24 protein-coding genes are annotated in these 24,464 nt (G+C 49.3%); 3 read left to right on the plus strand and 21 right to left on the minus strand.

Annotation, left to right across the window (positions count from 1 at the left end; all coding sequences use genetic code 11):
* The 9 genes from ACTRXH_RS04855 to ACTRXH_RS04895 form a co-directional block, all read right to left on the minus strand.
* Positions 1-906, minus strand: a complete 906-nt coding sequence (locus ACTRXH_RS04855; protein WP_474280947.1) for a glycosyltransferase — start codon at positions 904-906, stop codon at positions 1-3.
* The gene (locus tag ACTRXH_RS04860; protein ID WP_474280949.1) at positions 907-2,208 is read right to left on the minus strand and encodes a lipopolysaccharide biosynthesis protein; all 1,302 of its coding nucleotides are present in this window, start codon (positions 2,206-2,208) and stop codon (positions 907-909) included.
* Positions 2,162-3,160 (minus strand): GDP-mannose 4,6-dehydratase, encoded by a 999-nt coding sequence (gene gmd, locus ACTRXH_RS04865; protein WP_474280951.1) that lies wholly within the window; start codon positions 3,158-3,160, stop codon positions 2,162-2,164. The genes ACTRXH_RS04860 and gmd overlap by 47 nt, the downstream gene beginning before the upstream one ends.
* Positions 3,157-4,113, minus strand: a complete 957-nt coding sequence (locus ACTRXH_RS04870; protein WP_474280953.1) for a GDP-L-fucose synthase family protein — start codon at positions 4,111-4,113, stop codon at positions 3,157-3,159. Before ACTRXH_RS04870 ends, gmd begins: the two co-directional genes overlap by 4 nt.
* Before the next feature lie 273 nt (positions 4,114-4,386).
* Positions 4,387-5,775, minus strand: a complete 1,389-nt coding sequence (locus tag ACTRXH_RS04875; RefSeq protein WP_474280955.1) for a sugar phosphate nucleotidyltransferase — start codon at positions 5,773-5,775, stop codon at positions 4,387-4,389.
* Positions 5,776-5,817: 42 nt separating this feature from the next.
* Complete coding sequence (locus ACTRXH_RS04880) at positions 5,818-6,576, minus strand: tyrosine-protein phosphatase (RefSeq protein WP_474280957.1); 759 nt, start codon at positions 6,574-6,576, stop codon at positions 5,818-5,820.
* 51 nt (positions 6,577-6,627) lie between these two features.
* Positions 6,628-7,551 carry an NAD-dependent epimerase/dehydratase family protein gene (locus ACTRXH_RS04885; protein WP_474280959.1) on the minus strand — a complete coding sequence of 308 codons (924 nt, stop codon included), beginning with the start codon at positions 7,549-7,551 and terminating at the stop codon, positions 6,628-6,630.
* A gap of 15 nt (positions 7,552-7,566) precedes the next feature.
* The gene (locus ACTRXH_RS04890) at positions 7,567-8,061 is read right to left on the minus strand and encodes a winged helix-turn-helix domain-containing protein (protein ID WP_474261653.1); all 495 of its coding nucleotides are present in this window, start codon (positions 8,059-8,061) and stop codon (positions 7,567-7,569) included.
* 57 nt (positions 8,062-8,118) lie between these two features.
* Entirely contained in the window at positions 8,119-8,853 is a 735-nt protein-coding gene (locus tag ACTRXH_RS04895; RefSeq protein WP_474280961.1) for a tyrosine-protein phosphatase, read from the minus strand.
* A gap of 218 nt (positions 8,854-9,071) precedes the next feature.
* Here ACTRXH_RS04895 and ACTRXH_RS04900 point away from each other — a divergent pair, with 218 nt between their 5' ends.
* Together ACTRXH_RS04900 and ACTRXH_RS04905 are read left to right on the plus strand one after the other, a co-directional pair.
* Positions 9,072-10,244: a sensor histidine kinase gene (locus tag ACTRXH_RS04900; RefSeq protein WP_474280963.1), complete on the plus strand. Its 1,173-nt coding sequence runs from the start codon at positions 9,072-9,074 to the stop codon at positions 10,242-10,244.
* 61 nt (positions 10,245-10,305) lie between these two features.
* Positions 10,306-10,977: a response regulator gene (locus ACTRXH_RS04905; protein ID WP_474261656.1), complete on the plus strand. Its 672-nt coding sequence runs from the start codon at positions 10,306-10,308 to the stop codon at positions 10,975-10,977.
* A gap of 275 nt (positions 10,978-11,252) precedes the next feature.
* On the opposite strand, the gene ACTRXH_RS04910 is transcribed toward ACTRXH_RS04905, so the two are convergent.
* From ACTRXH_RS04910 to rpiB, 10 genes are all read right to left on the minus strand, one after another.
* Positions 11,253-13,175, minus strand: a complete 1,923-nt coding sequence (locus ACTRXH_RS04910) for a right-handed parallel beta-helix repeat-containing protein (RefSeq protein ID WP_474280965.1) — start codon at positions 13,173-13,175, stop codon at positions 11,253-11,255.
* A 34-nt stretch (positions 13,176-13,209) separates the two neighbouring features.
* Complete coding sequence (locus ACTRXH_RS04915; RefSeq protein ID WP_474280967.1) at positions 13,210-14,382, minus strand: ROK family protein; 1,173 nt, start codon at positions 14,380-14,382, stop codon at positions 13,210-13,212.
* A gap of 59 nt (positions 14,383-14,441) precedes the next feature.
* Positions 14,442-15,263, minus strand: coding sequence for a carbohydrate ABC transporter permease (locus ACTRXH_RS04920; protein WP_474261659.1), 822 nt, complete (start codon positions 15,261-15,263; stop codon positions 14,442-14,444).
* Positions 15,264-16,205, minus strand: a complete 942-nt coding sequence (locus tag ACTRXH_RS04925; protein WP_474261660.1) for a carbohydrate ABC transporter permease — start codon at positions 16,203-16,205, stop codon at positions 15,264-15,266.
* Positions 16,206-16,261: 56 nt separating this feature from the next.
* Complete coding sequence (locus ACTRXH_RS04930) at positions 16,262-17,560, minus strand: extracellular solute-binding protein (RefSeq protein WP_474280969.1); 1,299 nt, start codon at positions 17,558-17,560, stop codon at positions 16,262-16,264.
* Positions 17,561-17,751: 191 nt separating this feature from the next.
* Positions 17,752-18,642: an NAD(P)-binding domain-containing protein gene (locus ACTRXH_RS04935; RefSeq protein ID WP_474280971.1), complete on the minus strand. Its 891-nt coding sequence runs from the start codon at positions 18,640-18,642 to the stop codon at positions 17,752-17,754.
* A 55-nt stretch (positions 18,643-18,697) separates the two neighbouring features.
* Complete coding sequence (locus tag ACTRXH_RS04940) at positions 18,698-19,522, minus strand: sugar phosphate isomerase/epimerase family protein (RefSeq protein WP_474280973.1); 825 nt, start codon at positions 19,520-19,522, stop codon at positions 18,698-18,700.
* Position 19,523: 1 nt separating this feature from the next.
* On the minus strand, positions 19,524-20,171 hold the full coding sequence (gene dhaL, locus ACTRXH_RS04945; protein ID WP_474280975.1) for a dihydroxyacetone kinase subunit DhaL: 648 nt from the start codon (positions 20,169-20,171) through the stop codon (positions 19,524-19,526).
* 18 nt (positions 20,172-20,189) lie between these two features.
* Entirely contained in the window at positions 20,190-21,194 is a 1,005-nt protein-coding gene (locus tag ACTRXH_RS04950; protein WP_474280977.1) for a dihydroxyacetone kinase subunit DhaK, read from the minus strand.
* Positions 21,195-21,213: 19 nt separating this feature from the next.
* Positions 21,214-21,666, minus strand: a complete 453-nt coding sequence (rpiB, locus tag ACTRXH_RS04955) for a ribose 5-phosphate isomerase B (RefSeq protein ID WP_474280979.1) — start codon at positions 21,664-21,666, stop codon at positions 21,214-21,216.
* A 236-nt stretch (positions 21,667-21,902) separates the two neighbouring features.
* On the opposite strand from rpiB, the gene ACTRXH_RS04960 reads away from it, so the two are divergent.
* Complete coding sequence (locus tag ACTRXH_RS04960; RefSeq protein ID WP_474280981.1) at positions 21,903-22,691, plus strand: DeoR/GlpR family DNA-binding transcription regulator; 789 nt, start codon at positions 21,903-21,905, stop codon at positions 22,689-22,691.
* A 77-nt stretch (positions 22,692-22,768) separates the two neighbouring features.
* On the opposite strand, the gene ACTRXH_RS04965 is transcribed toward ACTRXH_RS04960, so the two are convergent.
* Positions 22,769-23,464 carry a CpsD/CapB family tyrosine-protein kinase gene (locus tag ACTRXH_RS04965; RefSeq protein WP_474261668.1) on the minus strand — a complete coding sequence of 232 codons (696 nt, stop codon included), beginning with the start codon at positions 23,462-23,464 and terminating at the stop codon, positions 22,769-22,771.
* A gap of 124 nt (positions 23,465-23,588) precedes the next feature.
* Positions 23,589-24,353 carry a hypothetical protein gene (locus ACTRXH_RS04970; protein ID WP_474280983.1) on the minus strand — a complete coding sequence of 255 codons (765 nt, stop codon included), beginning with the start codon at positions 24,351-24,353 and terminating at the stop codon, positions 23,589-23,591.
* Between the last annotated feature and the right edge of the window lie 111 nt (positions 24,354-24,464).

The raw sequence follows: 24,464 nt of genomic DNA on the forward strand, positions 1-24,464 counted from the left end.
TTATCTGCCATGGGTTTTCTGGTACTCTAAATACTTGACTCCTAGCAGGCCGGCCAGGTTGCCTGCACCCATATACACGTACTGCAGGGCTTTAACCCGCTCGTGCTCCCAGCGGAAAACGGCCGGCACGTACAGAAGAAGTCCCTGGATGATTCGGCCGCTCCCGACGATGGCCCGGCTGGCTTTTGCCCTTCGTGCATTCGCTTTTGCCCCGGTGCAGAGGGCGAGCGTGTTGCCGGAGCGGTAGGCCCGCTGCAGCACCCACTGCCTCGTTGTGCGTGTGGTTGGAATCAGATCGTAGACGACCGCCTCCTCCGAGCAGATCATCGTATACGCCTCCCGCTCCAGCTCGGTGAATAAAAACGTGTCGGAGCCTCCGGTAAGCGCGAGCGCTTCGTTAAACCGGTAATGGTCAAAAATGCTTTTCCGCATCAACAGGTTGTTAGTTGCCGCCCGCCGGATCGGATCCCCGGTACGTTGCTCCAGACCACTAAAAAAGCCGCCACGGATCACCCAATCGGGCGCCTCCTGTTCAAACACACTCACAACTTTTCCCTCGACAACATCTGCATCATACATATGCCGGGAGGTAAGCAGCTGCTCGAGCCAGTCGGACGCCGGGGTTTCATCATCATCAATAAATACGACAAAATCTGTGTCTCCGGCCAGGCGGACCGACGTGTTTCGCGCCGCCGGTATCCCCCTTTTCGGTTCTACCTCGTAGATGAGCGGATACGGGTAGTTGAGTGGAAGCGTTGCAGCTGCGCTGCCTTCGGCGTCGTTATCAACAACGACTACTTTTAATTCGGGGTGGTGCTGGTCCCATTTCTGTGCGGCAATGCCTTCCAAAAGCGCCTGTAATCCTTCCGGACGTTGATACGTAATAATACATACCGCAAGCTTCATTTATTCCTCCCTCTTTTCTGCGACGGGAATGTCTGCTTTCATCTTCAGCACCAGAATAATGCTGAACAGTAGCTCACTAAGCATAAGCCCGACGAGCGCTCCCGCTTCCCCGAACGCCTGCACAGTCACAGCGGTCATGCCCACCGTAATGACGGCAACAGCCATACCTGATTTGGCGAGCATTTTAAAAAACAGTGCCGACTGAAAATAATTGGAGTAGTTGACTCGCACAAGCTGAAACAAAAACACGAGCATCCATAAAAGCACATACTCCTGAATGCCCTGGTACGCTTCCGGAAACGCTCCGGAGGGCACGACGGAAAGAGCGGCCATCAAAACGAGCGTATACACGAGCAGAATAGCGACCGAAGCTCCCATCCCCTGATACATTAGCGTCTCGGCCCGACCCGGCCGTTCGCGCACCATCGCCTTGCTGAGAAGCGGACGCATCACGTTGCTCCAGCTCGAAATAATGAGCACAATCGGCGTCATAAGCAGCTTGGCCGCCGCAATATAGGCGACTTCGGTAACACCCAGCATCAGAAAGAGCAGCAGCAGGTAGGCGTTTCCCTGCAGCCAGCTGCTCGTTGCCCCGAACAGGCTCCACTGCGACAGCTTCCACGTGTCACGGAATTTCTTCCGGATCACCTGCTTCGGCGGCAGATGCACTGTGAACTGATGCATTTTTTTAACTGAAACGAGCAGCGAAGCCGCCCCGGTGATTAAAAACATAAGCGATACGTATACAATATCGGTGTACACAGCCGCGCCGATCGCTACGAGTGCTGCCACAGCATAGACGCTGTCCCGTTTGAGCGCTTTCTGGGGAAGCAGCTGCGCGTACTCTTCGGTGCGGAAATATTCCCGAAGAAGCAGCAGACAGATCGCGAGTGGCAGCACCCAGAGGGATGCTCTGTCGATACCTGTGACTCCGCTGAAAAAGGTGATCACCATCATCGAAAGAAATACGATAACTAAAAACAGCAGCAGCACCGCAAACAGGCTGCGCCGGAGCAGCACGGCGTCCTCCTCTTCAAGCTTCGGAGAAAGCACAATCATCGGTGTATTAATCAGCGCGTTTTGTACGCTTAGAAATAAAAAAAACACACCCATAAACATCGTATAAAATCCGTAACTTTCCGGAGAGCTGAAATACACAAAGGCGAGACCGATCGTAAAGTTCACGCCGCTCAGCGCCGCCTGGTCCAGAACGGTATAGAAGGCTTTGCCGGAAATGTTTCCGGCAAGCACTTTCTTAAGAAGTTTCACGATAGATTGGCCGTACGTTTTGGTGACTTCCATAATGGTTCAAATCGCTCTCCACCATCATTTCCACCAGCTCCCGGAATCCGACCTCAAGTTCCCAGCCGAGCTTTTCCTTCGCCTTCGTGCAATCGCCGAGCAGAAGGTCCACCTCCGCCGGCCGTACAAATTTCGGGTCGGTCACGACGTAGTCGCGCCAGTCGAGGCCGACATACTCGAACGCAATCTCCACCAGCTCCTCCACCGTATGCGTCTCCCCGGTGGATATCACGTAGTCATCGGGTTCATCGCTCTGCAGCATGAGCCACATCGCCTTCACATAGTCGCCGGCATAGCCCCAGTCGCGTTTGGCATCGAGGTTGCCCATCCGCAGCTCGCTCTGCAGCCCGAGCTTGATACGGGCAGCGGCGTCGGTTACCTTCCGGGTGACAAATTCCATGCCGCGCCGCGGCGATTCGTGGTTGAATAAAATACCAGCGCACGCGAACATATCAAAGCTTTCCCGGTAGTTGACGGTAATCCAGTGACCGTACGTTTTGGCGACACCGTACGGGCTCCGCGGCCAGAACGGGGTCGTCTCCGTCTGCGGCGTCTCAAGCACTTTGCCGAACATTTCGGAGCTGGATGCCTGATAAAAACGGGCGTCCGGCTTAGCAATACGTACCGCTTCCAGCATGTTCACTACCCCAACGGCAGTAATCTGACTTGTCGCAATCGGCTGTGGCCAGGATGTTGCCACAAATGACTGGGCCGCCAGGTTGTACACCTCGTCCGGCTGCGCCTGCTGCACGGCGCTGATGAGAGAGGACAAATCGGTCAGGTCGCCGTCGATCCATTCAATTCTGTCTCTTACGTGTTCAATGTTTTCAAAGTTCGGTGTGCTCGTCCGGCGCCGGAGGCCGTAAACCGCGTAGCCTTTGTCCAGCAGAAATTCCGCCAGATATGAGCCGTCCTGGCCGGTCACGCCGGTAATCAGTGCTGATTTTGTCATAGAGAAGCAGCTCCTTTATTTGGTTGTGCCGCCTGACCGGTGTACCAGTCGTACGTTGTTTGCAGCCCTTCGGAAAGCGAAGTTTTTGCCTGCCAGCCGAGGCTGTTCATACGGGTGACATCGGTACGTTTCCGGAAAGTGCCGTTGGGCTTCGTTGTGTTAAACGTAAAACCTCCCTCGAAGCCGGTGACACGCTTGAGCGTTTCGGCAAGCTCCCGGATCGGGATGTCGCGTCCGGTGCCGATATTCACCATGCCGGTGCCGTCGTACTCATTCATCAGAAAGACGCACGCATCAGCGAGGTCGTCCGCGTACAGAAACTCCCGGCGCGGCTCGCCCGTTCCCCAGATTTCAACGGTGGAATCGCCATTGATTTTCGCTTCGTGGCATTTGCGCATCAGTGCCGGCAGCACGTGCGACGTTTCCAGGTCGAAATTGTCGTTTTTCCCGTACAGGTTCGTCGGCATCGCGGCGACAAAGCGGGTACCGTACTGGCGGTTGTAGGACTCGCACATTTTCAGGCCGGCAATTTTAGCGATAGCGTACGGTTCATTCGTCGGCTCAAGCGCGCCGGTCAGGAGAGCGTCCTCTTTAATCGGCTGCTGGGCATGTTTTGGATAAATGCACGTACTGCCTAAAAACAACAGCTTTTTCACGTTGTACTGATAGGCTGCATCGATAACATTCGTCTGAATATACAGGTTATCGCGGATAAAATCCGCCGGATAATCGTTGTTGGCAGTAATGCCGCCAACCTTCGCGGCTGCTAAAAACACGTAATCTATCGAAGAGGACTGAAAAAAAGCGTCTACATCATTTCGGTTTCGCAAGTCAAGCTCGCTGCTCGTCCGGTACACCAGGTTGGTATATCCTTCCTCCTGCAGCTTCCGCACAATTGCAGAGCCTGCCAGCCCCCGGTGCCCGGCTACATATATACACGCATGTTTTTTCACTGGTGATCCTCTTTTCCTGTAAGATTTTGGCGTTTTGTAATACCTGCATCTATTCAAAACAGATGACTGAAGTCGGAATGCCAATGGTTTGTCTTTTCATCTGCAGCAGCGTTGTATGCGCAGCTGCCGCAGTTAATCTGGAGGCATTGAACCTCTCCTCACGCAGCGCTGTTGACGATCAACGTCTAAGGCTTTCAAAAAAGCCCTTAGCACTGCCGAGTGCCTCCATGTGATACCGGTGCAGGAGACATGACCGAATATTTTTGAAAAAAGTTATTTAATAAATTTGGCAGCGGAGCCGTTGTGGGCGCGGAGCACGTCCTCCCATGTGTCATGAATCCGGACTGTGTCTTCATCGCTGATGTCAATGCCGGTCTGGACCTCCACGATTTCAAGATCAATGGTAGCCCGGAGCGCGTGCTTTGTGCCAGCCGGCAGGTGGACGACATCCCCCGCTTTGATGCGGTACATATGATTGTCGACCGCAATCTCCCCTTCTCCGCGCACGACCGTCCATACTTCATCGCGGTTGTGATGGTAGTGAAGCGTCGAATTTTTTCCCGACTCCAGCAGAATTCGCTTTGTAATCATCATCTGGCCGTCCGGGTACTTGGCGTAGTCGAGCACCCGTGACCAGCCCCACAGCCGCTCCTCGTACATCTGCGGGTAGCGGAAGTCCTTGATAAGCTCTTTAATCTGCGAGCTCGACTCCTTGTTGGCGACGATGATGCCGTCGGGACTCGACACAATCACCATGTTGCTCGCATCGATAACCGCGACCGGGATATCGAGCTCGTTGACGAGGTGTGTGTTAACCGAGCTTTTGGAAATAATGCCTTTCCCGGTCTGGTTGGAGGCCATTTCCTCAGTGAGTGTGTTCCAGGTGCCAAGGTCCTTCCAGTCACCTTCGTATTTTAAAACGGTGATCTTTTCCGCCTTCTCCACGACCCGGTAGTCAAAGCTGATCTCAGGGATCGTGTGGTACTGGCTTTTAAGCAGCTCGTACTCAAACGGCAGCTTTTCCTCCTCCAGAATCCGGAGCAGGTACTCCATCGTAAAGCCGAATACGCCGCAGTTCCACAGCGCCTGTCTGTCGATGAGCTGCTTTGCCGTCGCTTCGTCCGGCTTTTCCGTGAAGGCTTTGACGGTAAAGGCTTTGGTGTCTTCGTTCCACCCGTCCGGAACGATATAGCCGTATTTGGTGGATGGATAGATGGGCTGGACTCCCATCAGAGCCATATCGCTCGAGCCTTCATGAATTAGCTGCTCCAAAAGTTCAAAATTTTCAAAAAAAGTAGTGTCTACGAATGCGTCTACCGGCAGCATCACAATTACTTCCTCCGGAAACGCTTTTTCCACAGAAAACAGGTAGCTCGCTGCAAGTGCTACGGCGGCGAATGTATCCCGGCGCTCCGGCTCCATGACGAGCGGAACGTTTTCCCCGAGCTGGCGTTTAATCAGGTCCTTCTGTGATTCTGAAGTGGCAATCACCGCCGAGGAAGCCAGGCCGCATGCTTCCAGCTGTCTCCACACTCTCTGGACCATCGACTCCTTTTCGCCGTCCGGTCCGTCTAGCACCTTTAAAAACTGTTTGGATCTCGTGTCGTTGGACAATGGCCACAGCCGTTTTCCCGAACCTCCGGATAACAGGACTAATCGCATCTGCATTCCTCCTTGTTTCCTGAAATTTTGGACAGAATTTCCTTACATTCGTTTAAAAAAAGCACGCTTCTTGTGCAGTGGCCTGGGCGGGTCGACAAACGCCGGTGAACCGACGAGAAGACGCTTCGTATTTTCCTGCAGCTCCCGGGCCTTTTTCAGGCCAAGAACTGCTGCTGTCTGTTCGTAGGCAGGCTTTAAACGAAAAGGCACACTGTCTGCCTGGGAGGCGATGAAATGAGCCAGGTTTTTCCGCAGGAGCTTCAGGGCGAATCGTTGTCTTTTCCACCCCTGTCTCCCAGCCACCGCCTCGGCGCTTACCTGCGCGAGCGCCCCTTGGGATACAAAATAATAAAGCGGTTCATCCGTTTCTTCGCTGCTCTGCAGCCGCTCCGGATGTGTCATGATCGGAATATAGCCCTCGAGCTGCATCGAGTGAAAGAGCGCTTTGATTTGCATGAAGGTGTCGCTGGTCTGCATTTCCACGAGGACGTAGTTGGTATCCTCGAGCGGCAGCAGCTGCCCGGATAAAAGGTCATCTACCATCTCCTTATACAGTGTAATTTCGTGGCCGCTTTTTACGTGCAGTGGAATACTTTCGGCCCGGAGCTGCATATTAAAATCAAGCACGGCTTCTTTGACCGCCAGGCCGTCATTGTCATAGACGCCCGGCCGGTAGTGCGGGGTCGCAAAGACCGTCTGAATATTGTTAGCGGCCGCTTCTTTGGCAATGGCGGTGCTTTCCTTTACTGTTTTTGGTCCGTGATCAAGGCCGGGCAGAATGTGCGTGTGTATATCGATCATACGGCGTTCCCCCAGGTATTTGTTTCGATTCGTTACTTGCGGGGATCGCCTTTACGCCCGGCCGGCGCGGTCCCTCTCTGTTTCCCATTGATACAGAGCCTGCAGCCCCTTGGCAATCGATACCTCCGGATACCAGCCGTACCGGTTGATTTTTGACGTATCGAGCGTTTTTCTCCGTAACCCCCCGGATCCCGAGCCTGTGAAAAACACAGCCCCCCTGTAGCCGGTAATCCGCTTGATCAGCATAACGAGCTCCTTCGCGCTGACTTCGCGCTCCGTGCCGATATTGACCGGACCCTTTTCGTTGTAATGGTTCATCACAAACACACAGCCGGACGCCAGATCTTCGCCGTAGATAAGCTCCTGGAAGGCGGGTTCCTTTTCCGGAATCTCCACCTTCGCCTGCCACTGGTCCCGGGCCTGGATGCACCGCTGCATCGCATCGGCCACCATGCTGGACCGCCTGTTCATATCCTCCACCGCGTACATCCGCGGAGCCACCGCAATGTGAAAATTCGTGTGGGACGCCCGGTTGTAGGCCCGGCAGAGAGCGATGCCTTCCCTGGTCACTTGTGTCTGTTCAGCGTATACCTCGTCAATGATGCCCCGCTGCAGAAATGTTTCCTTCAGCGGCTGCGGGGTGTATTTCGGGTACACGTGAATATCACCGACGTACAATAGCTTTTTCACGTTGTAGCGGGCGGAGGCTTCAAGAACGTTCGCCTGCTGCCAGCGCCTCGCCTGCAGTCCCACTTTTGTATTTGACTCTGCGTATTCATAGCCGTCAGTCATGAACACATATTCAATATTTTCCTCTGCAAAAAACGTATTGACAGCCCGGATACTCTCCATGCCCATATCGACCCCGCTGCGCACGACCACGTTTTCGTACCCCTGCTTTAATAGGTAGTGATAAATGGCGCTGCCTGCCCGCTCCTGATGATTGGTTACGTAAATCTTCGCCTGTTTATCCAACCCGGCTTCCTCCTTTTATGATACTTTTTCTTTTTGTCTGCCTACGCTGATCAGCACCTGCTCAATATGATTCAGCATTGAAGTCGTCGCGAATGTCACCGTCGTCCCCTCCCCGAGGTAGAACTGCTTGCCCCAGTGCGGAGAGTTTTCCTCCACTTCAATCACATATTCCACCGGGGAGCTCCTTTTCGGATCGGGCGTAATATAGATGGTTTTCCAGTCGATGCCCTTCAGCTGCTCGTGCAGCTCATCCCAGTATAAGTACTGCTTGATGAGCGATTCCATCTGCCCGTGCAGGTAGTAATTTTTATTGATTTTGTAGTAGCGGCGGTTTTTGACCCAGCGGTCGGTAATTAAATTCATGTCATACAGCCGGCGCAGCTCGAGACGGATAGCATTTGTTGACTCCTTGCATTCGCGCACGAGCTCACGCAGATACGTTTCTTCCTCTGTCAGATAAAATTTCATTACGAGTCGCAGTCTTGTTTTGGATGTTACTAATTGGTGCAAAACCATCTCCCCCTTCAGTCCCCTCGTCAATACAGATTATGTGCGTTTCCGGCGGTTTTATAACGTAAGCGCCGGCGGTGTGATCCTCCCCCCGTTCAGCAGCAGGTGCGTATTTTTCTGCATTCGCTCCCACTCTTCCAGCCGCTGCATTCGGACAAACTGCCAGTATGCCTGATCCAGGCAGAACGGCTGGTCATAAGCACTGCACGCGTTCGAGGCCACAAAGTGCACGAGCCGCTTTTTTAAAAAATATTTTGCCCAGCGCCTGTCGCCTCTTCCGTCGCGGCCGAGCAGCGCTCCGGCGCTGATTTGCACGGCTGCTCCTTCATTCACGAGCGTCTCAAGGCCCCCATGCCTTTTCTGAAACATCCGCAGCCGCTCCGGCGATGAAAGAATGGGAATAAACCCGCGATTGTACAGTTTTCTGAGCATCTGCCGGACGTACAAAAAGCTGTGGGTTTCATTCATATGAACGAGTACATAATTGGTATGCTCCAGTGGGAGAATCCTTTTTCTTTCCAAATCGGTTTCCATTCCGTCATACAGGGTAACTTCCTGACCCGAGCGGACGCGGACCGGAATCCGGGCTTTCAGGAGCTGAAAATTCAGAAATTTTACCGCCTCCGTAACGAAAATGGCATCAAAATCGTACGACGGATACCGGTACCTCGGCGTTGCGTAAATAATGCTGACACCGGCCGCTGCTGCCTGCCTGGCCATTTCCAGGCTTTCGTTCATCTTGTTTGGTCCGTGGTCAAAGCCGGGAAGAATATGGGCATGCATCTCAATCATGTACTCACCTCTTTCCTCTCAAGTAAGGCAAATGTCCTATTTGATATTTTTTAGAATATTTTGCCTGTTGCCGTTTCTTTTATATTAATAGTCCAGTATAATTATTAATAGTAATTACCTAGTCATTAATAATCACACAAATGTTAATAGTCATATGACCTTTTCTAGGAAGATGGGACCCCGCGCGGGATTACCCCGGCGAAAGGGAGTGGACCTGAATGAACCGCCGCCAGCGAATCTTCATGTATACGATCCAATTTATAGCCATCATCGCAGCCGGACTGTTCGTATACATGGAGTCGCCGGACGAGCGGTGGCTTGCCGCAGGCCTCTGCTGGGTATTTGGTATTATCCAGGTGACCCGGCTCGTAATTTTATCCATACCGCTTGCCCGCTTTTCTTCGGTAATGGTCATCAGCCTCCAGTTCGTCATTGCCTGGACAGTCCAGGTGATTGCCGGGGGATTTGTGCCGCAGACGCTCTTTTTCGTCCTGATTGCCGAGCTCGGGTACCGGGCGCCGAGGCGCTTCAGCTTTCCGTTTATGCTTTTCTGCTACGCGGGGTTTGTTAGTGCTACAGCCTTTCACGAAGAGTTTCCGGCGACTGCCGGTATTGCCTTTGTGCTTCCACGCTTTATCGAATACGTCCTGTTCTGGGGATTCAGCTATTTGGCCAAACGCTCTACCGAGCAGCGCAATGAGCTGCAGCGGGCCTATGACCGGCTCCGCCTGTATCACCGGGAGATGGAGGACAAATCCATCATGCAGGAGCGGCTGAAGCTCTCCCGGGACATTCATGACAGCGCCGGTCATTATTTAACCACCTCCATGATGGCGCTTGAAACAGCCAAACGGCTGCTCGAAAAAGGCGAAGTCGAAAAAGCCCGTACCCAGCTGCAGACGTCCAAGCACCAGGTGCAGGAAACGATGAAAGAAATCCGGAAAACGGCTCATTCCATGGCGCATACCGACGGCTTCATCGACCTTTCGGCTGCACTTGAGGGGCTTCTCGTTTCCACACGCGATACATCGGATGTACGGGTGGAGTGGCAGTTTGACGAACCGTTGCCCCTGCTCCGGGCGGAGCAGGAAATGCTTTTGTACCGGATGCTCCAGGAGGGGCTCACCAACGGCCTCCGCCACGGCGGATGCACGTTCTTTTCGTATACACTGTCCACGAAGGTGCCCGGCCAGCTGATTGCCCGGCTTGAAGACAACGGACGCACTGTCACGAAAAACGTAAGCTACGGCTTCGGCCTGCGCGGGCTTTCTGCCCGGGCGGAAGAACTCGGCGGCCTTCTGCGCTTCGAAGCAATTGCGGAAGACAGAAACGGCATGGCGCTCGAGCTGCGCCTGCCGGTCAAGGACCGAAGCCCTTACACCCCGTCGTAATACGGAACTGACTATTTATACGCATAAATCTCAGGATAAGTATAAGAAGGAGGATCTGCAGATGGAAACCGTGCGGATAGGGATTGTCGATGATCATGCTATTGTCCGGGACGGACTGGCGATGATCATGGAGCTTGAAGAGGATTTAGAAGTGGTTGGTATTGCGAGAAACGGTGCGGAAGCAGAAATGATGCTTACGAACGAGCTTCCGGACGTAGTGATGCTTGATGTTTACTTAGAAGGCAATAACGGTATCGAATGGCTCCCGGATTTTCAGCTGACATCGCCGCAAACGAAGTTTATTATGCTCAGCTCCTACGTGGACGCTGAAAACGTCATTCAGGCGCTTGCCAACGGGGCGAAGGGATTTCTCCTGAAGGACTGGGAAAGTGAGGAGCTCGTCCGCTGCGTGCGCCAGGTGGCCCACGGCCAGATGGTGCTTCCGACATCGGTATCGGAGACGCTGAGCGACCAGCTCGCTGCCCGCAACCGGAAGGACGGTGCCCCGCATTTTCAGGAAACCGAGCATACAACCGAATTGTCCCTGCAGGACCGGCGGATCATGGATCTGCTGCTCGCCGGCTACTCCAACCAGGAGATCGCGGATACGCTGTTTTTAACGCTTGGCACCGTCAAAAATTACCTAACCGCCATATACAGGAAAATCGGTGTCCGCAACCGCCGCGAAGCTATTGCCTATTTCCAAAAAAGACACAAACAAACCGGCTCCTGAATTTCAGAAGCCGGTTCGAGCTGGGTGGAATATGATGAAAAAGAAATTTTGGGTCATTAATATACTTATGGTTTTTCTCTTTTTACTCACAAATACTATTTTGTATTTATTTTTCGATTTATATCGTTCAGCTTCAAATATTGCCGTTTTAACTATAGTTGCCATCGCTTTAAGCATCCTCAGCCAATGGAACTACCGGAAACACTATAAACATACAACACGTCCATGATTCGTTTAAGATGTCATGAATGCTATAGCCTTTCGTCTTTACTCAGTCAGCCCCACACTTTAACGTAGTTTTCTCCTGGCTTCAGATCATTAATTGGGCCCACTGCTTCTTTTTCATTTTTCTTATTACCATAGTAATCCTCGTTTAATATTAACTCACTGCCATCCGGGTTCTCGAAATCGGCATCAACAATACGGGTTCTATGCAAGGTCTCCGTTGATTGAATGTTCCCAGGCATCTGTTCAAAATCCTCCGGAAGTTCACAGTAAAGATACACCTCGCTGCCTTTTTCAATAATCTCTAATTTCGGGTCAAAATGATCTGCCGTTAATTTCTGCTCCTCTCTTTCAAAGGGCTCTGCTCCATTTAAATAAGCATTGTTATTAATATACACCGGCTGCTCCACGTTATTGAATGCTTTATGATCTGCAGAGAAATCATTTACTGTATCAATATATTCCTCGAGCGACGCCGTATATCCGTTATAATGATTCGTTCCTGCGCCTTTAAATTCTTTATCCCCTATAAATAGATTATTAAAGTAGCGGTCGTCTCCGCCGTAGGTGACAGCAAAACCAGCCATTTCTGTACTATGCGGCACGTGGTATGGAGTCGCGCGATCCAGCATTTTCTTATGCACCATTTCGCCCCGTATCAAATTATTAACGTAAGCCCCGCCCTGAGCGTGGTTGTCCAAAGCGTAATCCGCAGTTAGGATATTGTGATCGACTACATAAGGACCGCTGCTTACCTCCACAAACAAGTCGCGGTTATTCCAGTAAAATAAATTACTGCTGACTCTGGTTCCCTGGGTTTGCCAGTCCAGCCAGATACCGAGGGAACAGTCATGAATACGATTGTGATAAATTTGCACATCAATCGCAGCATGCAGCTTAATTCCTGCAATTTCATGCCCGAAGAACTCACGCTTTATACCTATGTTATAAATATGATTGTTATATATTTCACTGAACACGCACCCCAGGTGCCCCACAACAGCGTTTTGTCCGCAGTCGTAAATTATATTGTGGCGGATAATATGAGAGCCGACTTTTTCTTTCGTCCAACCGGACTGCTGGGCCTGAAAGATTGATTCCACCTGGTACTGATACCCGGATTTATCCTTTCGTGTCGTACTGTAATTCTGTCCGGTGGAAGCCTCTTTTCCTATACTGATCGCACTGCATTTGGAATCATGGATGATATTGTTTTCAATAATCCAGCCTTTGCTCCAGTGCGGTCCCACAAGCCCCGGCTGATCAGCTGTAGGCGGTGTCCACGGGGTAGCCGCCTGAGCCATTTCAAACCCGCTGACGGTAATATAATCAACACCCGTTTCTTCAGGATAAAAGCAGCATTTGCGTACATTTATTTCCACAAGCTCCTGCGCGGGATCCATGTCGTGACAATTAATATATATCGTCGTTGTATGCTGATCCAATTCTGCAAACCATACATACTCCGTCTGCTCCGGGTCTTCGACGGAAACGGTTTGTTCCGTCCAATGATCCACGATCTCCGTTTGCACCGTTGGACTGTGCACTTCCTGAATATCTTCCGCCTCGTAAAGCGACTTTCCGTTTATATACACATCACCCAGGTGCCTGCCGGGATTATATTTCACCCAGTCTCCAAAGATTTTTTCTTTGTAGGGATTATATTTTCCGAAGAAATCGTTTGGCAGTGTCGTTTTCCAGACCGTGCCTTCTACCTGCTCCCAATCTGTTATCTGCTCCGACCCCTTGATGACCACCCTCTCCCCGTCAGCTGCTTTATACGTGATTCTTCTCGATTTGCTTAGTCCTGCATGTTTGGGCTTCACCCATTCCCGGTACTCTCCTTCATGCACAATCACAGTATCACCTGTTGTCGCGACATCAGCTGCCTGGTTAATGGTCAGGAATGGGTTTTCCCTTGTGCCCCTGTTATCATCTGATCCATTTTTCGCCACATGGTATTCATTAGCCATCGTATCTGCTCCTTTTGCACCGTCTCTTTTTTTCTTATACTACTGTAACCCTGTTTTCCGAGAAAAACTGTTCAATTGAAAATGCAGCACAGCCGAGCGCACATGACAGCATACCGTGTTCGGAGAATTTCAATTCAAACGAATCATGGTAATACGGCAGCAGACGCTGCTGAAGCACACGCTGAATCGGATTACGCAGCCATGGTTCTAATACAGCAAACCGGTTTCCGATAATGATTTGCTCCGGGTTAAAAGTATTTACTATATTGGTAAGTACAATGCCAATATATTCACCTATTTGATCGAAGGCATTCAGCACCCCGGGGTGATTTTCCATAGCCATTTCAATAAGCCTCTCCAGGCTGATTCTGGTGTCGGGCGGGAAAATGGGTCTTACTTTATTCATTAACGCTGCCTCGGAGCTGTACATTTCCCAGCACCCCCTGTTCCCGCAGGAGCATTTCTTTCCATGAGAATCAATCGAAACATGCCCTATTTCCCCGGAAATACCTGTCGATCCTTTGTGCAGCTTATCGTTAATAATAAGGCCTGCTCCAATCCCCACGCCTATGCTTAAATAAATCAAATGAGACATGTTCTGCCCTGCACCGTATATTTTTTCCCCATGAGCCCCGGCCTTTGCTTCATTTTCAATCGTCACAGGGAGCCGGAATTCTTTTTCCAGATAATCTTTTAAATCAACCCTGTGCCAATTAAGATTCGGGGCAAATAAAATCAAACCCTGGTTATCAATCATGCCTGGCACCCCGAGACCAATACCGATGATACCGTACGGGCTCTCGGGTGCTTTCTGTTGCAGCGCCCTGATCAGATTTTTTACTTTCGGGAAAATAATTTCAGGTTCGGTCTCCTCAATTTCAATTTTTTGTTTATTGATAATATTGCCCTGCAGATCTGTTATAACGGCAAGAATGTAATTAACGCCAAGGTCCACCCCGATGGAATAGCCTGCACTCTTATTAAAGAACAGCATTGTCGGCCTGCGTCCACCGCTTGAAAGGCCCACGCCTATTTCCCCGGCAAAATGCTCTTCCATCAGTTCACTCACCAGACTGGAAACAGTAGCTTTGTTTAAGCCGGTAATTTTTGAAATTTGAGCCCGGGAGACCGGACTTTCTGTCTGAATTTTATTTAATACGATGGACTTATTAATTTTTCTTACAAGACCTTGATCACCAGTTTTCATATATGAGTCTCCATGTTTATTTATTTTTACATAAAGGGAGATCCGTTTTATTCATAAAGTTATCCCTTCACAGAGCCCGCCGCGAGTCCTTTGATGATTTTCTCCTGGGCTACGAAGTATACGAGCAGCAGCGGGACGCTTGCCAGGGTTAAGGCAGCCATCAGTCCTGGAATGTTTATCGAAAATTCTCCGTAAAATTCCCGCAGCCCGATGGGAAGCGTCGCTGCTTCGTCGGAGTTCGTTAACACGAGAGCAAAAATAAACTCGTTCCATATATGGATAAAGTTATAAATGGCTACCGTGGCGGTCGCTGGAATTAATAGAGGGAATAAAATTCTCCAGAATAACTGCAAATGCCCGCAGCCATCAATTTTTGCCGATTCGATTAATTCCTTCGGCAAATCAGACATAAATTGAGTGTAAATCACTACCGATATTGGGAGAGCAAAGGCCACGTAAGGACCAATAAGGCCCCAAAGAGTGTTGTACAGCCCCATGTTCTGGGTAAGCAGGAAAATAGGAATCAGCGTCGTGTGAATAGGAATCATCATCCCTACCATAAACAGCAGCAGGATCGGTCTGTTTAATTTGAATTTCATGCGCGACAGCGGATAGCTTGCCATCGCAGAAAATATGATCGTTAAGATAACCGAGATCACTGTTACAAATAAGCTGTTGCCAAAGAACTGAAAAAAGTTCGTTTCAAACAGAAAGGCATAATTCTGAAAGGATAAAGCCTCCGGCAGCGCCCAGGGTGCTGAAGAAAATTCCGCCTGCCCTTTAAAGGAGGTATTAATCATGACGAAGAAAGGAAGACCGGTAAATAAAAGAAGAGCAATGGCTACGATATACAGCGGGGTTTGTCTTAATTTATTTATCATCTAGAAATCCGCCTTTCTTTTGTTATCTACGGTAATAATGCAAAGTGTCACTATAAATGCAATGATGAACATCATTGAGGATATAGTACTGCCGTACCCCATGCTGAAGTTTGTGAACGTCTGGTCATACATATACGTAGCCATTAATTCCGTAGAGTTGTTTGGACCGCCGCCAGTCATTACATAAATTAAATCGAAATACTTTAAAGCACCAATGATGGAAAGAATGGCAGAGGTGATAATGATAGGACGAAGTAACGGCAGTGTAATTCCCGAAAACTTCCTCCAGGCTGAAGCGCCGTCAATATCAGCGGCTTCATATAAGTCCTCCGGAATCCCAACGATAGCGGCCCGGAATAAAATCATATAAAACGGGGCAAACTGCCAGCAAATTGTGACAATAACGGCCCAGATGGCGGTATCTTCACTGCCAAGCCACCCACGCTGTAACGATTCGAGACCAACAGCGCCAAGGAATTGGTTTACGAGTCCGTAATTGGCATCAAAGATATAGATGAACAAAATCCCGATAGCCACCGTCGACATTAAGAAGGGCATAAAATAAACGGTACGGAACAGCCGCATCCCTTTGATCGGACTGAACAGCAGCAGAGCCATAATTAAGCCGAGAGGCAGCTGCGTTAACAATGAAGCCCCAATCAGCAGGGCGTTGTTTCCTGAAGCCTGCCAGAACACACCATCCCGGATGACTTCAAAGTAATTCTGCAGTCCAATAAAAACCATATTGGAATCGATGCCGTTCCAGTCAAACAGACTGTAATAAAATGTCATCCCAATCGCATAAACCACATACACGCCGTAGAAAATTAGCGCTGGAGCCATAAATCCTAATATGACCAGCCAATTCTTGGCATTCTTTTTCCTGGAAGCACCCCGGGATTTTGTGTTCACTTTATTTTCGACGTTGGTAGCCAACAACATTCACCTCAATTTTTAACTATATCAAGCCGGCAGGACCGGCTTGACATAGAAGTTAATTATTCCAGCTCTTCCTGGGCAGCCTGTTCCATTTCTTCTGCCGCTTCCTCTGGTGTGATTGACCCGCCAAATAAGGCCTGTGTCGTGTCCAAATGGACTTCTGCAAGCGCTGGAGGGAGGGTCTGATCATAGTACGTTTGGACAAAATCAGCTTCATCCAGAGTTTCACTTAAACGCTTGATATATTCATCTTCATATTCCGCCCCCTCTACTGGAGACACAGCGCCGCTTTCATTAGCAAAGTCGGTGGCTGTTTCCTGATCGGAAATGAAGTTTAGGAAATCAATAGCGGCTTCTTTGTTATCACTTTGCTCCGAGACGGAAAATGCCGGGCTTACCCCGCCCACAAGGTGGTTTTGTGCGCCTTCCCCGCCCTCAATTTCAGGGAACATAAAGTAATCGAGGTTTTCTTTAAATTCAGGCATTTCATCATCCACGTTTTTAAGCATTGCCCCGCTGGTCATAATTTCCATTGCAGCGTCACCTGAATACATTAATTGACGGGACTGACCGTTGTCATAGTCGCTGCCGTTAATGCCGTCCGGGAATGCGTTTTTATCTACCAACTCCTGGATCTTTTCCCCTGCTTCGATATATGCTTCATCATCAAAGCTTCCTTCGCGGCTAAAGGCGTCAGCGAATAAATCTTCCCCTCCGGCCCTTTCAGCAAGGTACATCAGATAGAAGGCACCTGGCCATTGTGTCTGGTTGGCGAGGGCAAATGGAATAACATCATTTTCATTTAATGTATCTACAATGTCTAACAGTTCATCATATGTTTCGGGTTCTTCGAGACCATATTCATCGAAGATTTCTTTGTTATACCATACAGGCACTAAATCAAGACCCATAGGCACGCCGTAAATTTCATCATCAAAGGTAACTGTGTCTAATCCCGCTTCCAGAAACCTGTCTGACTCAACTTCGTCAGTAATATTTACCACCTGATCAGCATCCACGAAATTTTCCAGCCAGCCGCCGCCCCAGGAATGAAAAATATCGGGAGCTGCATTACCACCCATGGCCGTACTAATCTGCTGTTTGTATGGATCGTTTTGGTAATATTTTAAATTTACTGTGACTCCTTCTTCCTCTTCAAAACGCTCTGCCGCATCCTGAAGTACTTCTTCTCCTGCTCCTGTTTCAATATGCCAAACTTCAATGGCGTTATCTCCGCCGCCGTTTTCACCTGAAGAAGCCTCTTCCCCGTCCGGGCTTTCCGGGTTTGCAGGCTGGCACCCTGCCGCAAAGATTAAAAAAGCTGGTAAAATTGCTGCCATAGAAACTTTGTAATTCACGTTCAATCAACTCCTCTTTTTAATTGATAACGCTTACATTAAGTGGAAATAAAAACTGAATATTAAGAAAAACGATGATGAATATTTAGTATATGAATCAGCTCCTTTCATGTTTATCCAGCCGCCTATGTTTGTCGGCTGGATAAACTAATAAAAGCCTGAGTTTTTAGAAGATCTTTATTAGAAGCGGTTCAGCCACCTTTTGGAGTCTGGCAGTTCCCCATCCTCTCAAAGAAATTAATAATGTGGGAATGGTCCCTTTTCCCGTTTCCGTTCGCAATTTCAGAGTGAAAAATTTCTTTCACCAGGTTCGTGACGGGAAGCGGCACCCCAATCGCGTTCGCTGAGGACTGGATGTTCTTTAAATCTTTGTAATTCGTTTCAATGCGGCCGCCCGGCTCAAAGTTCCGGTCGATGATCTGCGGCATTTTCGCCTCCATGACAGCACTGCCTGCCAGGCCGCCATGTATGGCTTCAAACAGTTTATTTAAATCAATGCCTGCCTGGCTCGCATACACGCAGGCTTCCGATAAAGCGGCGAGATTTCCGCTGACAATAATCTGATTTGCCAGCTTTGCTGCAGAACCGGTGCCATTCGCCCCGCAATGGACAATATTCTCTCCCATTGCTTCCAATACGGGCAGTACCTTATTAAAGTGGTCTTCGTTCCCGCCAGCCATAATGGAAAGCCTGCCTTCAACAGCCATCGGCTCTCCGCCGCTGACAGGAGCGTCGATAAAATGAATATTCATTGCTTCCAATTTACTGGAAAACAGTCTCGATTCCTCTGTGGATACCGAGCTCATATCAACGATAATGGTGCCTGGCTTACTTGCTGCAGCCAGCCCTGTTTCTGCAAATAACACCTCGGACACGTGTTTTCCTTCCGGGAGCATCGTGATGATGACATCGCTGTTTTCCGCTGCCTCCTGGCCTGTTTTACACGCCTGGCCGCCTAAAGCTGCCAGTTCGTTGACCGCCTCCGTGTTTAAATCAAAAAGGTACGTCTCAAATCCCTTACTGATAAGATGTCCGGCCATCGGTTTGCCCATAATGCCTAAGCCAATAAATCCAACCTTCATACGACACGCCTCCATGCAACAGTATTTGAATAAATTCCGGTAATACTAAATGCTCTCAGCTTCCCTGAATGATCGGGTGGAGGTGTTTGTTGACGTAGCTGCCAAGCTCTTTAATAACATTACCTGTATCCGGTTCTGCTGCCCCGGTTTCCTCTTCGAGCATCACCCAGCCGTCGTAGCCGCCGTCCTTCAGCACCTGCATGCACCCAACAAAATCAATGTCACCTTCGCCCATTTTCTTCCATTCATGATTTTTGGAAGCTTCTTTAAAGTGCACGTGTTTAATTAACGGCAACGCTTCCCGGAAAATGTCCACCGGATCCATATCGCCGAACATGATATGACCGGCATCCGGCGTATAGCCCATGTATCTTTCATCGAGGCCATCGAAAAGGACTTCATAATCCTCCCGGAATTTCCAGTAGGAGGTTTTATAGGAAATGGGATGAAGCGATGTTATAATGCCGTGCTCCTCCCGTGCACGCTTTCCCAGTTCATTAGCACCCCTGATAATCTCCTGCTGCCTTTGCCGTACATTGTCCCGGCTGGCCCCGACTCTGGACGGTACGTTCATCACAGCTTCCGGAAAGTGCTTTAAGTATTCAAAATAGTAATTTTCTAATTCTTTTTCCTGCTCTGAAGGTTCTCCCCCTTCAAACGCATGCGGGATTGTCAGTGCAGCCAATTGAAGTCCTCTTTTATCAAGCTCTTCCTTGAAGCGCTCCGGCTTATCCCTATACTTTCCAAGCAAAGAAATCTGCATATCCAGGCCTGTCAGCCCGCCATTTTTTACATCATCCATGATCTGGTCCATCATGTCTGCCTCTACATCATAATCCAGCACCCATGTGGAACCCTGGCACCCAAATTTCATGACCATTTTAATGCTCCCCTTCAGTAATTTTTAAATTTAAGGCTTCTGTAATAAAAGTAGAGAATAGAAGCTGCATCGAGGTCGCCCCCGGGTCCTGGTGTCCTATGGAGCGCTCGCCCAGCCGGCTCGATCTGCCTTTTTTAGAGCTCATCTCTTTGGTGGCCTCCATTCCATTTTTCGCTGCCACTGCTGCTTGTTCAAATTTTTGTTCCACCGTTCCCTCTTCACTCTCGAGGACTGCCTGAACAGGATATAAAACATCCATCATCGTTTTATCTCCCGGCTCCGCCTGGCTTCTTTCCTGCACGCCACGGATAAATTCAATCCAAAACTGCCTCATATCTTCCATGGAAAGCTCGGTTTTATTTTTAATTGCCTTCGCCCCGGCCATAAAGCCGGAAGCATAGAGCGGTCCTACTGATGATCCCACCGCGCTTAAAAAGGAGCGTCCTGCTGTCATAGCGATTTTGCCGCAATCTGTTTCATCTGCCAGCTTTGAATGAATGGCCTCCTGTACGGCTTTCCAGCCGAGACTCATCGTGATACCGTGATCGCCGTCTCCAAGCGCCCGGTCCAGTTCACATAAATAGGTTTTGTTTTCTTCCATTACGCTGTGAGCGCTCTCAAAATAATTTTTCCAGTCCTCTGTCCTCATACCGTCATCTCCTCCTGCTTAACTCTGTGTATACATCGGGCACTCGGCCGGAGCATCAATGAATGGTTTTAATTCCTCATCCATTTTTAGAAGCGTGATGGAGCACCCTCCCATTTCCAGGGACGTACAGTAATCTCCTACGTAGGACGTATAAATGTTTATTCCTTTTTCATGAAGAAGGCTTTCCACCCTGTCATACATGATGTAAAGCTCCATCCTGGTCGTGGACCCGAGACCGTTAATAAGTACAGATACTTCATCCGTGGATTCAATATCCATTTCATCAATAATGTTGTTTAAGATCCGTTCGGTGACCACGTTTGAAGTAGCCAGCTTGCTTTTTTCCACGCCCGGCTCCCCGTGGTGGCCAAGGCCGATTTCCATCTCATCCTCTTCGAGATTAAAGCTTGGCTGTCCGGTTTGCGGAAGTGAGCACGGAGAGAGGCCGACGCCCATGGAGCCTACATTCTGGTTCGCCTTTTCGGTTATTCGGTACACCTCGTCGAGCGAAAGACCTTCCTCCGCTGCCGCCCCGGCTACCTTCGTCACAAAGAATTCCCCGGCGATGCCCCTTCGTTTTTCCGCTTCTTCCCTTGGCGCTGAAGCTATATCATCCTTTACGATGACCTGCTTTACTTCTATGTTTTCCTCCATGTCTGCAATATCCGCTGCCATTCCAAAGTTCATAATATCTCCCTGATAGTTCCCGTATAAAAGCAGGGCGCCCTGGTTGGTGTTCGTTGCTTTTATTGCCTCTACGATTGGATCCGGAGGCGGAGAGGAAAAGATATTGCCCACCGCGACGCCGTCAGCCATTCCTTTCCCTACATAACCCATAAAAGCTGGTTCATGGCCGGAGCCTCCTCCAATAATTAAACTGACCTTCTCCTTCAGCCCGGCTTCCGTGCGGACAATCGTTCTCGGATGGGCCTCTACCCCCTTCACATGTTGAGAATGCGCTTTCAAATAACCGTTCAGCATTTCTTCGACGACGACGTCCGGATCATTAATTAACTTTTTCACCGTTAAGCCTCCCTATTTATCATTTTTTCATAAATTCTTTTTCTTTTTCCGAAATCTTATTAACCTTCCGCTCTGAATTGCCTCCCTGAAATTCTACGCTTAAATACGTCTCCACAATTTTTTTAGCGTGCTCTGCACCGATGACCTGGGCGCCCATCGTAATAATCTGGGCATTGTTACTTAATTGGGCCCGTTCAGCAGAATAGGCGTCATGACATTGCGCAGCTCGAATGCCCGGAACTTTGTTAGCTGAGATAGCTACGCCGATACCGGTGCCGCAGATCAAAATACCCCGGTCAGCTTTATTATCGTTAATATCCTCCGCTACTTCAAATGCAACATCCGGATAATCCACTTCTGTACAGTTATAGCACCCATAATCTATGACCTCGTGATTCAGTTCTTCCACGTGTTTTTTTATCGTTTCTTTCAAGTCGTAAGCGACATGGTCGCTTCCAATAGCTATTTTCACTATTTCCACTCCTCGTTTCTGTTAATATTTGATTAAATTTTCGCACTTTTATTTTTGTTTGTCAATTTTTATTTTTATTTACTTTCGATAATTATCGTTTATACTGAATTAAATAAATCATATTAGACATAACAAAATAAAACGAAATGTTATAAAGAGATTTAAATTAAATATTTTGCTAAAAGTGAATTTTTCTTCTACTATGAGGAAGAGAATATGACTCGAAGGGTGAAATGATGACTAAATTATTTGTAGCGGAACGCCGGCAGAAAATCCTCGAATACTTAAATGTTGACCGCCGCGTTACTGTCCGCGGCCTGGCAGAGAAAATGAACGTATCAGAAGTGACACTCCGCTCCGATTTGAAGGACATGGAAAACGAAGGGCTGCTTCGCAGAACTCATGGCGGGGCTGTTTTACCTGAAACAGAAGAAAACGAAATTAATTTTTCATCAAGAGAAAAGAAAAATAAAACAGAAAAAATAACGATCGCCCATATGGCAGTATCGTTAATTGAAGATGGCCAATGTATTCTTCTGGATGCCAGTTCCACAGCGCTTGAGTTTGCCCGGCTGCTGAAGGAAAGCCAGATGCGCCTTACCGTCGTTACCAGCGGTATTTACACTGCCCTGGAATTAAGGGAAAATCCTAATTTAACAGTCATTCTTTTAGGAGGAGTCGTCCGGCATGGGTCCAGCTCGTTGGAGGGGGTTCTGGGGGCTGATATGTTAAATAAAATCCATGTTGATTTTATGCTTACTTCCGCCAGCGGTTTTACCGTTAACACAGGACTTACGGACTTTAATGTATATGAAGTCGATTTAAAAAAACATATGGTAGCCAAAGCCAGTAAAGTCGTTGCCCTTATCGATCATTCAAAAATTAACAAAAGCTCTATTTCTTCCTTTGCCTCTCTCAATGAAATTGATTATTTTATTTCAGACGAGCCGGTTTCCGAGGATATCCTTACGGAGCTTGAGAAGCATAATATTCAAACTCTTTTTTCTCTTGTAGACTACAGCTGATTTTCTTTGCCCTAAAAACTAATCTCCCGGAACACAAACGAACCGGCTCCTGCAATCCAGGGGCCGGTTCGTTGTATTTATTGACCGTAATAATAGTAATAGCTTTGATCCATGCCTTTTTTCTGGTTAAGAATACAGCCGAGGATCGGCACGCCGCTCACTTCTAACAGTTCTTTAGCCTTTCGGGCGGCGTCATTTTCGGTTTCACCGGCTTTGACGACGAGAATGCTTCCGTCGCAGTGACGGGAGATAACCTGAACGTCCGTCACCGCGAGCACTGGCGGTGCGTCAAATAAAATTACATCGTACTGCTCGCGGGCAAGTTCTACCAAATGCGCCATTGAACGGCTCCCGAGAATCTCGGACGGGTTCGGCGGGATCGGCCCGCTCGGCAGAATATCGAGATTGGGCACTTCGGTTTCCTGAACGTACGCTGCATATTCCCCGTGATTTGTTAAAGCATTAATCATTCCGTGGGTGTTCATCCGGCGGAACGTATAGTGCACAGTCGGCTTACGCAGGTCAGCATCGATAAGGAGCACTTTCTTTTCCTGCTGAGCCATCGTTACCGCCAGGTTTGCCACCGTGGTGGACTTCCCTTCCCCCGGGCCTGCCGACGTAACTACTATTGCCTGCATTTCTTTATCTACAGAGGAATATTGAATATTCGTACGAATCGTACGGTACTGCTCGGATACCGGGGATTTACTGTTCAGCCAGGTGATGAGCTTCCGCTGATTCGTGTTCGTCTCTTGCTTTCTTTTTCGTGCCAAACGCGCACACTCCTTTTGATTTCTGTTCATCACTCATTATATCGGCCGGGTGCTTATTCATTATAGGCGTAGTATAGCATATTCAGGCAGACCCGGGTCCATTTTTCCAAAAAGCGGGACCTTTTTATGACCCGTTCTCCGTCCACTGCTGCCAGATACCGTCCGTCCAGGCCGCGTGTCCCTGTTCGGTCGGCACCGGTGTATCCTCGCCAACATAATCGATTAGTTCTTCATCATCCACCGCCGGCCAAGCACTCCAGTGGTTCAGGTAAGTAACCCCGGCCTCCTCGGCATATCCTTCAATAGCATCGAGCTGTTCTAAGTAATACTGCGCTTCGTACCACGGCTGTGGCGCACTGATATAGTACGCGCTGTCGTTTTCCTGCACCGCTTCCGTCACTTCACGGGTGGCGTAAATCGTATCGTCACTGCTGACCGTTCCATTATCACTCACCGCAAACGGCACAAAGATAAACAAATCAGCATCGGCTCCGGCCATTTCCTCCGGCCCGCCTTCGTTCAGCACTTCAAGCGACGTGCTGTCATCATATGTAATCGTTTCTACTTCCGTGTTAATTCCGCTCCAGTTCTCCTCGATCCGATCGCCCAGCTGCTGCGGAAAGCTATTATCGCCTGCTGACGTCACCGCGTCGGAGCCTGCTACTACAATACGTAGTGCCTCCCCGGACTGTTCAGCTTCTTCAAGCTGGTTCTGCAGACCGGCATCGATACCGCCCTTGGAGGAGGCTTCGCTGCCACCGTTCTGCTGACCGCTGCCACTCTCTGCTCCCCCAGCGTTATCGATGCGGTCCTGGTAGTACAGCCAGCCTGCAATCAGCACTACAGCAGTGATCAGGACGAGGATAAATAATCCAATTGATCGTTTCATCAGATCTCCCCCCGCTCATTATTCCATTCTTAAGTATTACGAAAATACTCTAAATTGTAAAGACGAAATCCGAAAATTTCCATAAAAGAGAACTGGATCCGCACCGTTTCC

It is taken from the genome of Marinococcus sp. LNHM5E3-2.1 (genome assembly GCF_056034365.1).

Excerpts from the sequence above, each read along its gene's own strand:
- ACTRXH_RS04895 (WP_474280961.1), bottom strand. The coding sequence starts at position 8,853 with ATGATTGAGATGCATGCCCATATTCTTCCCGGCTTTGACCACGGACCA.
- ACTRXH_RS04920 (WP_474261659.1), bottom strand. The coding sequence starts at position 15,263 with ATGATAAATAAATTAAGACAAACCCCGCTGTATATCGTAGCCATTGCT.
- ACTRXH_RS04935 (WP_474280971.1), bottom strand. The coding sequence starts at position 18,642 with ATGAAGGTTGGATTTATTGGCTTAGGCATTATGGGCAAACCGATGGCC.
- ACTRXH_RS04875 (WP_474280955.1), bottom strand. The coding sequence starts at position 5,775 with ATGCGATTAGTCCTGTTATCCGGAGGTTCGGGAAAACGGCTGTGGCCA.
- ACTRXH_RS04910 (WP_474280965.1), bottom strand. The coding sequence starts at position 13,175 with ATGGCTAATGAATACCATGTGGCGAAAAATGGATCAGATGATAACAGG.
- ACTRXH_RS04855 (WP_474280947.1), bottom strand. The coding sequence starts at position 906 with ATGAAGCTTGCGGTATGTATTATTACGTATCAACGTCCGGAAGGATTA.
- ACTRXH_RS04960 (WP_474280981.1), top strand. The coding sequence starts at position 21,903 with ATGACTAAATTATTTGTAGCGGAACGCCGGCAGAAAATCCTCGAATAC.
- ACTRXH_RS04940 (WP_474280973.1), bottom strand. The coding sequence starts at position 19,522 with ATGGTCATGAAATTTGGGTGCCAGGGTTCCACATGGGTGCTGGATTAT.
- gmd (WP_474280951.1), bottom strand. The coding sequence starts at position 3,160 with ATGACAAAATCAGCACTGATTACCGGCGTGACCGGCCAGGACGGCTCA.
- dhaL (WP_474280975.1), bottom strand. The coding sequence starts at position 20,171 with ATGAGGACAGAGGACTGGAAAAATTATTTTGAGAGCGCTCACAGCGTA.
- ACTRXH_RS04860 (WP_474280949.1), bottom strand. The coding sequence starts at position 2,208 with ATGGAAGTCACCAAAACGTACGGCCAATCTATCGTGAAACTTCTTAAG.
- ACTRXH_RS04900 (WP_474280963.1), top strand. The coding sequence starts at position 9,072 with ATGAACCGCCGCCAGCGAATCTTCATGTATACGATCCAATTTATAGCC.
- ACTRXH_RS04915 (WP_474280967.1), bottom strand. The coding sequence starts at position 14,382 with ATGAAAACTGGTGATCAAGGTCTTGTAAGAAAAATTAATAAGTCCATC.
- ACTRXH_RS04970 (WP_474280983.1), bottom strand. The coding sequence starts at position 24,353 with ATGAAACGATCAATTGGATTATTTATCCTCGTCCTGATCACTGCTGTA.
- ACTRXH_RS04925 (WP_474261660.1), bottom strand. The coding sequence starts at position 16,205 with ATGTTGTTGGCTACCAACGTCGAAAATAAAGTGAACACAAAATCCCGG.
- ACTRXH_RS04880 (WP_474280957.1), bottom strand. The coding sequence starts at position 6,576 with ATGATCGATATACACACGCACATTCTGCCCGGCCTTGATCACGGACCA.
- ACTRXH_RS04905 (WP_474261656.1), top strand. The coding sequence starts at position 10,306 with ATGGAAACCGTGCGGATAGGGATTGTCGATGATCATGCTATTGTCCGG.